A 12983-nucleotide genomic window follows, 5' to 3' on the forward strand; every position below is an offset into this window, starting at 1 on the left:
CCTGGATCATGGTTTGGGGCGGTCCGGTTTCGCGCGTAGCCAGATGAGGATGTCGGCGATTTGCACGGTGGCGCGGTAGCGGCAGGCGAGCTTGTCGTACCTGGTGGCCACGGCGCGGAACTGCTTGCGTCGGTTCATCAGCCGTTCGATGGTGTTGCGCTGCCGGTAGCGGTGCGGACGGAACGTGGGCGGGCGACCACCGCGTGACCCTCTCCGGGCGCGGTTGGCCTTCTGTCGTCCTTTTCGGGGATGTCGTGCGGGATGCCTCGGGCCCGCAGCGAATGGCGGTTGCCGCGCGAGCTGTACGCCTTGTCCGCCGAGAGGGAGTCGAGGCGTTTGCGCGGGCGGCCGATCCCGCCGGGGCGGGCCACGGCCACGTCGTCGAGCAGCCGCACCAGCTGTCGGGTGTCGGAGTCCTGGCCCGGGGTCAGGTGACTGGTCAGGTTCCGGCCTCGTCCGTCACCGATCGTGTGGATCTTCGTGGTCCACCCGCCGCGCGACTTGCCGAGTCCTTCCCGTCGCGCTGTGTCACGACTGTCCAGCCCCCTTTACGGGCGCCAGCGGCGTGCTGGTGGGCCCGCACGATCGTGGAATCGGCGTTGCCGTGCCAGTCCAGATCCCCGGCCGCGTCCGCGTCGGCCTGCAGCATCGCCTCGATCCGCGCCCAGGTCCCGTCCTCCTGCCAGCGGGCGAACCGCTTGTACAGCGTCTTCCACGGCCCGTACCGTGCCGGCACGTCCCGCCACGGCACCCCGGTACGCACCCGAAAGACGATCCCGTTGATCACCTGCCGGTGATCACGCCACCGCCCACCACGCTGCGGTGTCATCGCCGGCAGCAACGGCGCGATCCGCGCGTACTCGACGTCGGTCAGCTCAAACCGCCCACTCACGACAGACATGGATAGCCGAACCAGGACCCAAGATCCAGGAGACACGCCCTAGGGGCGGCAGGTCGGCCGCCGACGAAACGTCCTGTCATGGCACCCCTCTGTGTCATCCATGCAGGAGCGGGGAACGGTGTTCTAGGCTGGGGTTCGGCGAATCCGAGAGTGACTGTTCCGAAGTGTCGATCATGGGAATCGGGTCGGCCGCGCTGGATTGAAGAGTCGCCCCCACGTGTCCTCCCGGGCCCGTCCCGGCTTTCTTGGCGTCTTTGATCATTTGCTTGTAGACAATGTCGGACAGCCGTCGCTTGAGCGCGCGCATGGCCTCCATCGGTGTTTGCCGGCGGCGAGTTTGCGCCGGTAGTAGGCGCGTCCTTCGGTGCCGTGGCGCAGTTGGACGACGGCCATGATGTGCAGCGCCCGGTTGATGCGCCGGTTCCCGGCTCGGGACAGGCGGTGGCGTTGCTGGTCACCGGACGACGCGTCCAGGGGTGCGGTGCCGTTCCAGGACGCGAAGTGCCCGCGGGTGGCGAAGCGGCTGATGTCCGCGACGTCACCGATCAGGCGGGCGGCGCCGGAGGGGCCGATGCCGTTGAGCTCCTGCAGGCTGCTGCCGGTGGTCTCGACGAGCTCGGTCAGTTCCTTGTCCGCGGCCTTGATCTTCTTGTCGACCTGGACCAGTTCGGTGATCAGCTCCGCCTGCGGCATCGGAGGAGCGCTACCTCAACCTAGTGATCGGCTCTGCTCAGATCTGGGCTAAACGAGTCGGCGCCGTATCGAGGTCACCGACGAGCGGGTCCGGGGCACGCATGCGCCACGCGTCGGTGACGAGCTCCTTCAGACGATCGACGCTCACCTGCGTCAACCGCAGCATGACCAAGGGCAACCCGTCATACGCCGGCGTGGTGAAGAAAAGCTCGGGCTCGCCGAGGAGTAACGCCTGCTTCTCCGCTTCGTCGCCGACGTACAGCACCGCGATATCGGTCCGGATGAGGCGCGACGTACCGGGTCTGCGCTCAGGGTAGGACCAGACGAACCCTTTGTCGGCGACCCGGAAGTCGAAGCCATCACTGTCGATCTCGACCACGTGAGGCAGCGCCAGCGCCAGCTGACGAACATCGTCGGCGTCAGCCATCGAGGTCGCTCCAGCACGCCGCCTCCTGCATCCGTACAGCCTAACCACCGCGCGGCTCCGCCAGCCGACAGGACTCGACAGCGAGACGACCCGCCGGAAGCCACAGAGCCGCCTGCGGACCCGGCTGGAAGTAGTCCGGCGCCTCGATCGCCATCCACGCCTCCCCGTCCAGTCGGCAGCGGCGTACCCGCGTGGCGACGCGGGCACACCTGCTCCTGCCTCACCTGTGGGTGCTATGAGCCGGGTCGCCGCCCGCCGCCGGCACCCACCGGTTCGATCACCTGCCGGAAATCCTTCGAAAGCTGGGCCATTGCGTTCTCGAACTCGTCACGGGAAACAGCCTCACGTAGCGTGGTGAGCACCGCGCCGACCCCGGCACCGGCGAGCGCACGGTCGACGCCCGGGCCCGCCGCCACCCGATCCACGAACTCCTCGAGCCCGAACGACTTGGCATGTTCCCCTCTACCTCTAAGCGGTGGCGGTTTGCGCAGGGGATCGTCAAGCCCTTCCGGAAGCTGAAAGGCAAGGTCCTCAGCCTGGCCGGCGCTGATCCGATCTGCCAATGTCTCCAACGTCGCGCGGGTGAGTGTCGCCGCCTGATCGGTCGACACCTTTGCCCGCGTTGCCACTGCGTTGATGAAATCCTGGTATTCCACCTGATTCTCCTCTCCGGCCCGATCGCCGTCGAACCGCCAGTTACGAGCCCCTGACCTCCATGCGCCGCGGTTCGGTTCGGTGCGCTTTGCCCACGCGTACGGTCAAACACGCCGCCGGAAAGACTCGCGTCGACGCTGTTCGGGTTGATATCGATGATGTAGGCGTCATCGGTCTCTTCCATGTCGATTGGTGCGACCGCCATGGTCGGGGGCGTCCCGTCGCCCAGAAAGTCCTGCATCAGCCGGCCCATCCGGTCATCCAGGTCCTCCACCGCCGATCGGGTGGGGCCGGACCGTCGCGTAGGAGAGACAGTCACGCAAACTTCACCTCTCTCGGGGTGCCGAGCGAACTGTTACCTCGACAGCCTCCTGCGGCGGGGGGTGACCCTGCCTCCTCCCGATCGGGCGAATCACCAAGACGCGCTACGGCGACATCCTCGACATTCCGATGAACCGGGACGGGAGGGCGAACTGTTGGCGAAGCTGCGCGGGCGCGCTACGAGGTCACCCGCGACGACGAAGTCATCAACCTGCTCGACGGCAGAGACTTCCGCGCGTCGCCTGGGCCAGCGGTGGGCCCGCCGCGAATTGCTGAGCCGGCGTCGCGAGGCCGGGTAAGCGGCGCAGCCGGCGGGAGCAGGGGCCGTCGTGGCCGGCGCGGAGGAGGCAGCGCCGGCCGGCGGGCATCAGTCGGTCGCAGAAGACCCGGTGACGTACGTTCTGATCGGCCTCGGCGGAGACGATGGTCTCCCCCGGGTCGGTCTACGGCAGGACGAGCAGCCAGCGGCCGACCACCCGGGCCAGGCGCTGCGCGGCGGGCAGGTCGGTGGCGACGATCGCGGCGCTCGAAGCCGAGGTTGGAGTAGCCGTTCTGGATTTGCCAGGGCTCGTAGAACGGGTGTACGCCGGGTAGAGGATCTCCTGCCGCCTGGCCTCCCTCCTCCCACTCGACGACGAAGTCGAACCCCGGGCGGTGCAGGTTGAGTCGCTCGTAGCTGGCGGTGTCGGCCAGCCCCGCCACGATCGCCTCGTCGGGCTGCACGCCCGCGTTGTCGAACACCTGCGCGTTCGGGAAGAGAGCGCCGATCCGTCGCTCCACATACGGGAGACGGCTCATTCCCGCAGCTAGCAGCACGTAGTCGATGCCGCCGCTCAGCTCCTCCGGCCCCATCGCGCGCAGCTCGGACGCCGACCGCTTGCCGCGCTCGGTCAGCCGGGCGGCGCGCAGCTCCCGCCCACACCAGCCGCTCGGCTACGTCCATCTGCTCGCGGGGGGCCTCCTCCAGCTGCTCCCCCGTGTAGGTCAGGATCGGCACCTGCCCGATCTGACGGGACGGCAATTAGAGGGCATCTTGATCAGATCGGCATCGGTGTGTCCGCTTCGGGGTGATCATCACGCCAGGATGGCGTCGCTTCGTGGGTGAGGCGCCGGCTCATGTTGTCGATCATGGCCCAGTGGATGTGGGCGCGGGAGTGTTCGGGTGACGTTTCGTAATCGCGGACGAGTCGCCGGTGGAGCATGATCCAGCCGTTGGTGCGTTCGATGGCCCACCGCTTGGGCAGCGGTTGGAAGCCTTTCTGGCCTGGGGTTTTCGACACGACTTGCACGTCAATGCCGTGTGCGCCGCCGCGTTCGATGACCGTGGTGCGGTAGCCGGCGTCGACCCACACCGTGCTGACGTGACGGTGGGTGGCGGCGAGGCGGTCGATGACATCACGGCCGGCGGCGGTGTCCGAGACGCTGGCGGCGGTGACGATCACGACCAGTAGCAGGCCGAGGACATCGGTGGCCAGGTGCCGCTTGCGGCCTTTGATCTTCTTGCCGGCGTCGATGCCCTGGCTGGACTCGGGCACGTTGGTGCTGGTCTTGACGCTCTGCGAGTCGATGATCGCCGCGGTGGGCTCCGGGTTACGCCCGGCTGTCTGCCGGACCTTGCCGCGCAGCAGGTTGTGGATGGTCTCGGTGGTGCCGTCCGCGGCCCAGCGGGTGAAGTAGGCGTGCACGGTCTTGTACGGGGGGAAGTCGTGGGGCAGGTACTCCCAGGCGATGCCGGTGCGGTTGACGTACAGGATCGCGTTGACGATTTCCCGCAGGTCATGCACCGGCTTCTTGAGGCCCAGGCCGCCCTGAGCGGCCCGCCACGCGGTCATGGTCGGCTCGATCAGCGCCCATCGGGCATCGGACAGATCAGTGCGATACGGACGGCGAGGGGTCGTCATGCATCGATCATCACGATCCACACCTCCCACTCCCCGCAACACGCCAATCAGCGTGTACTACATCCAACCCGACCAAGACGCCCTCTTAGACGGGGTGACGGGACGGCAATTAGACGGGGTGACGGGACCGCCTGGATCCGCTCCGGAGGGGATCGGGCACCGGTCAAGCGGCGGAATCGTCACCGCCGCAGGCGCCGACGCTCTGCCCATTCGATCTTCAGGCTGGGCCCTGACCCCCTTGATCTTGAATGTCGTACCCCTGCGGCACGATGTGCGCCATGACGACGCACCACCCGAACCCCCGGCGCCTGGTCTACGGCCACGCACAGATGCACGACTGCCTCGCCTTCGCCGACGCCGACACCGCCCCCGCGGAGGCCGAGGAGATCAAGGCGCTGGCCTCCGTCCGCACCTGGGGCGAAGCCCGGCAGGTCCAGACCACCCACCTGTGGAACCCCGCAGGCCCGGAGTACCACGACCCCGAGGACGGGTTCGCCGACGACAAGCCGTTCAACATCAACGAAGTTGGTGCGGTTGTGGAGGGAGACTGGCCCCCGATGGTCACGGAGCGGGCGTTCGAGCTGCTGCCGCAGGACCTGCGGGCCCGGTTCGGAAGACGCGAGTTCACGGCCCTCAACGGCGACATCCTCGAGATCCCGCTCGACCGTGAAGCCGAGCTGGTGGCCGAGCTGCGCCAGCGCGGCTACGAGGTGACCCGCGACGACGATCTCATCAACGTCCTCGACGGCCGCAGCTTCAGCCCCCTCGGCTGAAGCGGGCCGGGCAGGGACACCGCAGCGGCCAGGCACCCTGCGCCCGGTCGAGGCAGATTCGACCTCGGCCGGGCTGCGGCGCCTGACCTCTCGCCGAACGCCGGGCTATCCCCCGGCCATCGCCCCGAGGATGACGAACGGTTCCTCGCCGACGATGACCTGCGTAGCCACAGCAGCAGGAGCATCACCGGCACGCCGGGCACGGCCAAGGTGAAGAACGCGGGCCGGTAGTCGTAAGCGGTGGCGGCCAGTACGGCGGCGACCAGCAACGGCCCGGCGACGCCGCCCGCCTGGTCGAGCGCCTCATGGACGGCGAAGCCCTTGCCGCGGCCTACTGCCGCAGCGGCGTGGGAGATCATGACATCCCTCGCCGGGCCGCGGATCGCCTTGCCGGCACGCTCTGCCCGCCGACCCTCAGGGCCACGGAGCTGATGATCGATGTAGACGAGCCGGCGCTTTTGTGCGGCATTGCCCGGGCGAAATTGGCAGGATGGCGCCATGGCCACGGTCGCTGTGATCGGTCTGGGTGGAATGGGTAGCCGGATGGCGGGCCGGCTGCTCGATGCCGGCCATGACCTCGTTGTCTGGAACCGCACGCCGCAGAGGGCCAGCGATCTTGTGGCGCGTGGCGCGGTCGCTGCCGACAGTCCGGCAGAGGCTGCCCGCCGGGCCGATTTGGTCATCACCATGCTGTCCGACCCGGCCGCGCTGCAAGAGGTGGTCGAGGGCCCGCAGGGCATCCTCGCCGGTGCTACCGCGTCGACGGCGCTCGCTGAGATGTCCACGGTCGGGCCGGCTGCCGTGCGACGGTTGGCCGCGATGCTGCCGGATGGTGTTGGCCTGCTCGATGCGCCGGTGCTGGGCAGCGTCTCGGAGGCCGAGTCCGGTTCGCTACGGATATTCGTCGGAGGGCCGGAGCCGCTCGCCCAACGGTGGATGCCGGTGTTGGCCGCGCTTGGCTCGCCGATGCATGTCGGACCGCTCGGTGCCGGCGCGACCGCCAAACTGGTAGCCAATTCGACCCTCTTCGGAGTGCTCGCTGTTCTCGGTGAGGCGCTCGCCCTCGCGGATGGGCTCGGACTGCCGCGTGACACCGCGTTCGAGGTCTTGTCCGTGACTCCCGTCGGCTCGCAAGCGGATCGGCGACGACCAGCGATCGAGTCCGATCAATTCCCGCTCCGGTTCGCGCTGTCACTCGCCCGCAAGGACGCCGATCTGGTCGTGTCGGCCGCCGAGTCGGCAGGCGTCGAACTGCCGGTCGCGGCGGCCGCCCGGCAGTGGGTCGCGTCAGCCCAGGAGGCCGACCTTGGCGACCGGGACTACTCGGCCGTGATCGCGCACATCACCGACACTGCCCGATCAGCCTGAGACCGGGCCGTGCTGCAGGCCCGTCAGGTGGCCGTTGAACTCTTCCTCGCCTGCCAAGTACCGCTCGTCATAGGCTCTGCCCGGCGGCAACCCGCCACCGTCCGCCTGCACCGGCTACGAAGCGACCTACGCTGGCTCCGTCTCGCAGGGCAGCAGGCAATGCCAGCGGAACGGAAGCTACTACTCGTCGGTCTCGGGGACCCACCGCGCCTGCCTCGACGGGCCGATCATGCGTTCACATGGTGTGAACTGCCCGCCAGGTTCAGCGTGGTTGACTCAGCCACTCCCAGGCGCGGCGGAGGCCCACCTGCACCGGGTCGTCACCCGTGGCCTCGACCTCTCTGGCCGGCGTGTCCTCGCCCGGCTCGTGCATCTCGGCACCGGGCACCGACAGCACCACCCCCCGCTCGTACAGGTCGGCGATCTGCTCGCGGTGGGCGAAGCGGTGGGACCCCGGCTCCGGCGGTGCCACGACGATGCCGTGGAGGATGTCCGCCCGTTCGTCCGCGAGCACGTGCTCGACCACGCCGACGGGTGCCGAGTCGACGTCGTAGACCCGGGTGCCGAGGGCGACCGCAAGGTACGAGACCTTCGCGCCGAGATCCTCCACAACGTTCACGTTACCCGCCGCGTGATCACCATGGGCCCGATCACTCGTGGTCGGTGCGGACGCCAGGCGGTGCGCGGCGGGCAACCGCCGCGCCCACCCACGATGCCTCTGATCCCGTTCACGGTCAGCCCAGCTCTTCGCCCGGGTCCGACCTGATCACCTGGAACCTGCCCCCGGCACTCGGACCTCGCCACTGCCGAGGCGTTCACCAGACGCTATGGCGAGGCGACGAGGCCGAGCATCGTGGCGACCACGAGGCCGTGACTGTGGCTGGCCGCGATGCACGGCGGCGCCGTCCCACGGCGGGTCACCACGGACACCACCATGCGGGTCACGCCGTACGCAGCCAGCCGAGGGTCTTCATGGAGGAGAGGCTGGTCGCCTTGAGGCCAGCATCGGAGACGGTCCAGAGCACCCCGTCGACCACCAGTGACCGGCGGATCGGCGCCAGATGCTCGGGACGTCCGGTGCCCAGCGTGTGGTCGACCGTGCCGACCTCGGTGAACCCGCCGTCGCCGACCCGCAGAGCCACCGCCACGTTGGTCGGCAGGCCCGGCCTGCCCAGGTCCTTCACCGCACCAGGTTTGCTCACGGCGCCTGCGCCGTAGACGGTCAGTGGGACCACGACCAGGCGTTCGGCCGGCCAGTAGAGGAATGCGTGCGGGTCGAACTCCGCCTCGGAGTGCCCCTGCTTGACGTGATACTGGGCGATCCGGGTCGGCTTGGTCGGATCGGAGACGTCGAAAAGCGAAAGCTGGGTGCCCTGGACACGGCCCCGGTCGGACGCCTCCTGCCCGACGCCGAGCAGCCGTCCTTCGCCGGCCGGGTGCAGGTACGCCGAATACCCGTTGATCTTCAGTTCGCCGCTCACCTTCGGCGCCGTCGGGTCACGCAGGTCGACGGTGTAGAGCGGGTCGGTCTGCCGGAAGGTGACGACGTACCCGGTGCCGCCAACGAACCGTACGGCGTGGATCCGTTCCCGCTTGCCCAGTCCGGTGACCTTGCCGACCTGGGTCAGCGTCGTGCCGTCGGCGCGCAGGACGTACACGCTGGACGTCGAGTCAGGCTTATCCCCCAGGTCCGGCCACTGGTGGTGGCCACTCGCAGGTGCCCGTCCCACTCCGACATGGCGTACTGGTTGATCAGCCAGCCCGGTACGGACGCGGCGGCGAGGTACCGCGGGCCATCCGCCCCCGAGGTGTCGAACTGGTAGATCTCGGTGGTCTCGTCCTTGGGACCGGGTGCGACGTTCCGTGCGGTCACCATCGGCAGCACCCGCCAGCGCTGGTCATTGGCGACGTACAGCCTAGGTCCGTTGCTGTAGACGGTGTCGCCGTCGGCGATCACGGTGACCGGGTCGCCGCCGGCGAGCGTGGCCGCACTGAGGTCGAAGCTGAGCACGGTCACCAGCGACGTACCGGAGTAGCTGGCCGGCCGGCTCACCCGGTCGCAGCCGACCCGTCCGGTGCTGGTTCGCCCGCCGGAGGTGACCTCGTACCGGGGCAGCCAGTCGTCCGCGGTGGCGTTGTCGATGATCTCGCGGTTGGCGGCGGTACGCTGCTCGTCGGTGGCCCGTTCCCGGTACGGGAAGCTCAGCCGGGGCGCGGAGCGGACTACGACACGGACCGTCGTGCCCACCTGGCGGGCGTCCACCAGATTGCCGTCGATCCGGTATTCGCCGATGGCCTTCGGCGCGGCGGAAAGGTCGACCATGATCAGCCGGGGGCCGACGATGCCGTCCGGAATCGCGGCAGAGCCCCCGTCTGCCGGGGCGGGGCGCCCGACTCCCTCGGGGACGGCGTCTTTCGCCGTTCCAACCCACCCCTCGCGGAGCAGCACCAGCGCCCGGTCACCCTGCAGCAGCAGGCTGTCTTCGGCCCCGCCGAACCCGCCGGGTGCCAGTTTCAGTTCCCCGGTCAGCTGGCGGGTGGCCGGGTCAACCACGTACAGGCTGCCTCGATTGATGGTGACGATCCGCTTGCCGTCGGTCTTGACCAGGTCCGGTTCGTCGACCCCGGCCTCGTGGGTGTTGGTGCCCGAGTAGCCGGCGCCGGCAGCCCCGGCCGCCGCGTCGCCCTGAGCTGCCGCGTTGCCCCCGGGCCCCGCATCCGCACGCTTCGCTCCGGCGGGCGCCCCGGCCCGTTCCGCGTTATCGAAGGTACGCATGTCCCCGTACGGCCCGAACCCCCAGGGCCCGACGTACGCCTTGGCGGCCGCCTTGAGCTGCTGCAGCGCCTCCGCGCAGGAGTCGAACGCGACGAGCCGGAACCCGCCAGCGGGCACTCCCCGGTCACGTGGTGGCGCGGGGACCGGCTCCGCCGTACAGCCGGTGACCAGGGCCAGGCTGGCGACCAGGGCCAGTCCCATGACTCGGGCCGGAGTCATGACTCGGGGGATCCCGGTGGCGGGCGTTGGATGCAGTACGTGGACGCTGCTACCTGTCATGCGTCCTACGACGTGCCTGCCCCGGTCCGGGTTCTCGGGCCGGGGCAGCTGGTCAGGGCCGGTACGGCCACCGGTCGGCCCGACTCGACGACCCAGCGCGCGACCGCGAGCGGGAGGTGGCCGTCGCGCTCGGGAGTGGCATGTCGAACGCGAAGATCGGCGCCGAGCTGGGCATGAGCGAACCGACCGTCAAAAGCCACGTGTCCCGGCTGCTGACCAAACTGGACCTCAACAACCGCGTTCACCACGCCGTGGAGGTAGCCCGTCTGCTCTCTGCTGAGTACCACGCCAGCGGACACGGCAGGCTCTGGTCTGTCATTCCTGAAGGAGATTCCATGGCCCTGGCGGGCCTCCCAACGGGTGGATGAAACTGGATTCAGCGTGTTGCTCGCCGACGTCGACCCCGCTTGGCCTGATTGGTTAAGGCCGTGAAGGAGATTGACGCGGGAGTCCCTCCGCCGGGTTCCCCGGGTTGCTGCTACGAGCGCGTGTCTCAGTGTCTTGATCTATGTGGGCTCCGCGGGCAGCACGCCTTGGATGGCGCAGCTGTAGGGAGGTCCAACGTGGAGATCATGTACGAGAACGCCGCTGGGATCGACGTTCACAAGAAGCAGATCACGGTCGCGGTGCGCACGCCTGGGGCGCGACGCGGACGGCATCAGCAGGTACGCCGTTACGCGACGTTCTTTACCGCGCTGCGGGAGATGGTGGAGTGGCTGACCGCGCTCGGCGTCACCCACGTGGCGATGGAAGCGACCGGGATCTACTGGCGGCCGGTGTGGCATGCGTTGGCCGAGGCCGAACGGTTCGAGGTTCTGGTCTGCAACGCCGCGCACGTCAAGAACGTCCCGGGCCGCAAAACAGACGTTGGTGACGCGGCGTGGCTGGCTCAGTTGCTGGAGGTGGGTCTGCTTCGGGGCAGCTTCACCCCACCCGAGCACCTGGTCGCGATTCGGGACCTGACCCGCTACCGCTCAAGTCTGGTGCAGGAACGCACTCGGGAGACTCAGCGGCTGTGCAAGGTTCTCGAAGACGCTGGGATCAAGGTGGACTCGGTGGCTTCCGAATCGCTGGGCGTGTCGGCCCGTCACATGATCGAAGCGCTCGTGTCCGGCGAGCGTGACCCTGCGGTGCTGGCCGAGCTGGCTCGAGGTCGGTTGCGCAAGAAGATCCCGGACCTGACGTTGGCGTTGGGCGGCCGGTTCAACGCCCACCACGGTTTGATGTGCCGCTTGCACTTGGACCACATCGACCATCTGGCCGCCGCGATCGGGCGTGTAGAGGCCCAGGTTGAAACGATGATCGTCCCGTTCGAGGTGCCGCGGCGTCGGTTGTGCACCGTGCCCGGCATCGCTGAGCGGGCCTCCGCCGCGATCATCTCCGAGATCGGAGTGGACATGTCCTGGTTCCCATCCGGAGGGCACCTGGCGTCCTGGATCGGGCTGTGCCCCGGCAATCACGAATCGGCCGGAAAGCGCAAGACGGGTAAGGCCCGCAAGGGCAACCAGTACCTCAAGTCCGTCTTCGTCGAGGCCGCCTGGGCTGCGGTGCGCACCGACACCCGGCTCAAGGCCCGCTACCAACGACTGTTACGCCGCTTCGGCGGCGCCCGTAACCAGGTCGCCGTGAAGAAGGCCATCGTCGCGATCGCCCACACGCTGTGCGTGATCGTGTGGCACCTGCTGCATGCCGGGGTCGACTACACCGACCTCGGCGCCGACTACTACACCCGAAGAGACAACCCCGAGATCCGCAAGAACCAGCTGATCCGCCAGCTCCAGGAACTCGGCTACACCGTCGAACTCGCACTGGCCGCTTAACCGGTGCCCAGATCCCCGTCAGGACTTCGTCCTGACGCTGCCGCCGGGCGTGTCGGTCTCCAGTTTCGTCTCAGTGGGGCCGTGTCAACCCTTTTTGGTCGGACTGCTGCGACCGGTTTGTGCTGGTTCCCGGCTCGGTGCAGGCAAACGCCGGTAGGGGGTCGGGGTCAAGGCTCGACCGGAGGTCGACCGCGTCAGCGGCTTGGTCTTGACGCCGATCCCGTGCGGCGCAGAATCGGTGCGCCGGGAGACACACGCTCAGCTGGTGAAGTTGTGGGGGTGTGGCCGTGTTCTTCACCGTCCATAATGTGGACGAGTTGGCGAGCCGGGAGGTCCCGGTGCCGGTCATTCCTTCGCCACGCGGGTCTGCCCTGGTGGCATGAAGTGAGACGGCCGCGGCCAGGCGGGGTCAATCAAATCACTCGACCACGCCGGTGGGGGTCAGACAGACCACGACCTCGCGCCTGGCCGCGCCGGGACTGGGGGTGTTCATGTCGGGGTGGTGGCCAGGCAGCGGATGTGTCCGTCGCGTAGGCCGTAGAAGACGAGGGTGAGTAGTTCGCGGGCGGCGGCGACCTTGGCGATGTTGTTGCCTCGCCGGGCAGCGAGCCGGGCCTTGGTGGCGGCGAGGGGCCCGTGGTGGACGCGTTGGACGGCCTCGACCGCGGCCCAGCGGACGAGGTTGTTGCCCTGCTTGGTGATGCGCCCACGGTGGACTTTCGTGTCCGACTCACGGTGGCGGGGTGTCATGCCGGCCCAGGAGCACAGCTGCTGCGGGCGGGTGAACCGGGTGACGTCGCCGATCTCGGCGACGAATACCGCGCCCAGCACCGGGCCCACGCCGGGCAGTGCCTGGACCGCCCGGAACCCCGCGTGGTGGTTCAACTCGGCGCTGATCCGCTTGCCGACCATGTCGATCTCGAAGGTGTACGCGTCGATCAGGCGGAGCAGGGACAGCACGCGGGCCTGGAACGGTGGATCGAGCCGCAGCTCGTCGAGCTGCCGCCGGCCGGCCGCGCCGAACATGTCCGAGGGCGCCAGGGTGACGCCCTGCCGGGCGAGCACGGCGT

At 68.6% G+C, this 12983-nt stretch carries 12 protein-coding genes and 3 pseudogenes; 4 read left to right on the forward strand and 11 right to left on the reverse strand.

Annotation, left to right across the window (positions count from 1 at the left end):
• Positions 1-6: 6 nt before the first annotated feature.
• From DKT69_RS40700 to DKT69_RS28390, 8 genes and pseudogenes are all read right to left on the reverse strand, one after another.
• The gene (locus tag DKT69_RS40700) at positions 7-138 is read right to left on the reverse strand and encodes a hypothetical protein (RefSeq protein WP_091301484.1); all 132 of its coding nucleotides are present in this window, start codon (positions 136-138) and stop codon (positions 7-9) included.
• A complete protein-coding gene (locus DKT69_RS40215) occupies positions 138-542 on the reverse strand; it encodes a transposase (protein WP_368666282.1) in 405 nt (134 codons plus the stop codon). Before DKT69_RS40215 ends, DKT69_RS40700 begins: the two co-directional genes overlap by 1 nt.
• Complete coding sequence (locus DKT69_RS40220) at positions 440-892, reverse strand: IS5 family transposase (RefSeq protein WP_236648407.1); 453 nt, start codon at positions 890-892, stop codon at positions 440-442. The genes DKT69_RS40215 and DKT69_RS40220 overlap by 103 nt, the downstream gene beginning before the upstream one ends.
• Positions 893-1159: 267 nt before the next feature.
• On the reverse strand, positions 1160-1594 hold the full coding sequence (locus tag DKT69_RS28370; protein ID WP_201749905.1) for a transposase: 435 nt from the start codon (positions 1592-1594) through the stop codon (positions 1160-1162).
• A 37-nt stretch (positions 1595-1631) separates the two neighbouring features.
• The gene (locus tag DKT69_RS28375; RefSeq protein WP_109804535.1) at positions 1632-2021 is read right to left on the reverse strand and encodes an MmcQ/YjbR family DNA-binding protein; all 390 of its coding nucleotides are present in this window, start codon (positions 2019-2021) and stop codon (positions 1632-1634) included.
• Between the two features lie 233 nt (positions 2022-2254).
• Entirely contained in the window at positions 2255-2677 is a 423-nt protein-coding gene (locus tag DKT69_RS28380; RefSeq protein ID WP_109804536.1) for a DUF2267 domain-containing protein, read from the reverse strand.
• 624 nt (positions 2678-3301) lie between these two features.
• A pseudogene (locus tag DKT69_RS28385) lies at positions 3302-3514 on the reverse strand (hypothetical protein); the annotation flags it as partial.
• A 519-nt stretch (positions 3515-4033) separates the two neighbouring features.
• Complete coding sequence (locus tag DKT69_RS28390) at positions 4034-4897, reverse strand: IS5 family transposase (RefSeq protein WP_109804537.1); 864 nt, start codon at positions 4895-4897, stop codon at positions 4034-4036.
• Positions 4898-5175: 278 nt separating this feature from the next.
• Here DKT69_RS28390 and DKT69_RS28395 point away from each other — a divergent pair, with 278 nt between their 5' ends.
• Complete coding sequence (locus tag DKT69_RS28395; protein ID WP_109804538.1) at positions 5176-5670, forward strand: hypothetical protein; 495 nt, start codon at positions 5176-5178, stop codon at positions 5668-5670.
• 498 nt (positions 5671-6168) lie between these two features.
• The gene (locus tag DKT69_RS28400; protein WP_109804539.1) at positions 6169-7038 is read left to right on the forward strand and encodes an NAD(P)-dependent oxidoreductase; all 870 of its coding nucleotides are present in this window, start codon (positions 6169-6171) and stop codon (positions 7036-7038) included.
• 262 nt (positions 7039-7300) lie between these two features.
• Here the strand turns inward: DKT69_RS28400 and DKT69_RS28405 are convergent, their stop codons facing one another.
• Positions 7301-7648: a hypothetical protein gene (locus tag DKT69_RS28405; RefSeq protein ID WP_236648408.1), complete on the reverse strand. Its 348-nt coding sequence runs from the start codon at positions 7646-7648 to the stop codon at positions 7301-7303.
• A 331-nt stretch (positions 7649-7979) separates the two neighbouring features.
• Positions 7980-10033: pseudogene (locus DKT69_RS40710) on the reverse strand (beta-propeller domain-containing protein).
• A gap of 161 nt (positions 10034-10194) precedes the next feature.
• Here DKT69_RS40710 and DKT69_RS40225 point away from each other — a divergent pair.
• Both DKT69_RS40225 and DKT69_RS28420 read left to right on the forward strand, forming a co-directional pair.
• Positions 10195-10353 (forward strand): annotated as a pseudogene (locus tag DKT69_RS40225) (response regulator transcription factor); the annotation flags it as partial.
• A 312-nt stretch (positions 10354-10665) separates the two neighbouring features.
• A complete protein-coding gene (locus DKT69_RS28420) occupies positions 10666-11913 on the forward strand; it encodes an IS110 family RNA-guided transposase (RefSeq protein ID WP_236648413.1) in 1248 nt (415 codons plus the stop codon).
• 489 nt (positions 11914-12402) lie between these two features.
• Here the strand turns inward: DKT69_RS28420 and DKT69_RS28425 are convergent.
• Positions 12403-12983 (reverse strand): transposase (locus DKT69_RS28425; RefSeq protein WP_146231234.1); only part of this gene is annotated, 581 nt, incomplete at its 5' end.

The sequence above is a fragment of the Micromonospora sicca genome (assembly GCF_003172935.1).
Taxonomy (GTDB): Bacteria; Actinomycetota; Actinomycetes; order Mycobacteriales; family Micromonosporaceae; genus Micromonospora; species Micromonospora sicca.

Excerpts from the sequence above, each read along its gene's own strand:
- DKT69_RS40700 (WP_091301484.1), bottom strand. The coding sequence starts at position 138 with ATGAACCGACGCAAGCAGTTCCGCGCCGTGGCCACCAGGTACGACAAG.
- DKT69_RS28370 (WP_201749905.1), bottom strand. The coding sequence starts at position 1,594 with ATGCCGCAGGCGGAGCTGATCACCGAACTGGTCCAGGTCGACAAGAAG.
- DKT69_RS28375 (WP_109804535.1), bottom strand. The coding sequence starts at position 2,021 with ATGGCTGACGCCGACGATGTTCGTCAGCTGGCGCTGGCGCTGCCTCAC.
- DKT69_RS28390 (WP_109804537.1), bottom strand. The coding sequence starts at position 4,897 with ATGACGACCCCTCGCCGTCCGTATCGCACTGATCTGTCCGATGCCCGA.
- DKT69_RS28395 (WP_109804538.1), top strand. The coding sequence starts at position 5,176 with ATGACGACGCACCACCCGAACCCCCGGCGCCTGGTCTACGGCCACGCA.
- DKT69_RS28400 (WP_109804539.1), top strand. The coding sequence starts at position 6,169 with ATGGCCACGGTCGCTGTGATCGGTCTGGGTGGAATGGGTAGCCGGATG.
- DKT69_RS28420 (WP_236648413.1), top strand. The coding sequence starts at position 10,666 with ATGTACGAGAACGCCGCTGGGATCGACGTTCACAAGAAGCAGATCACG.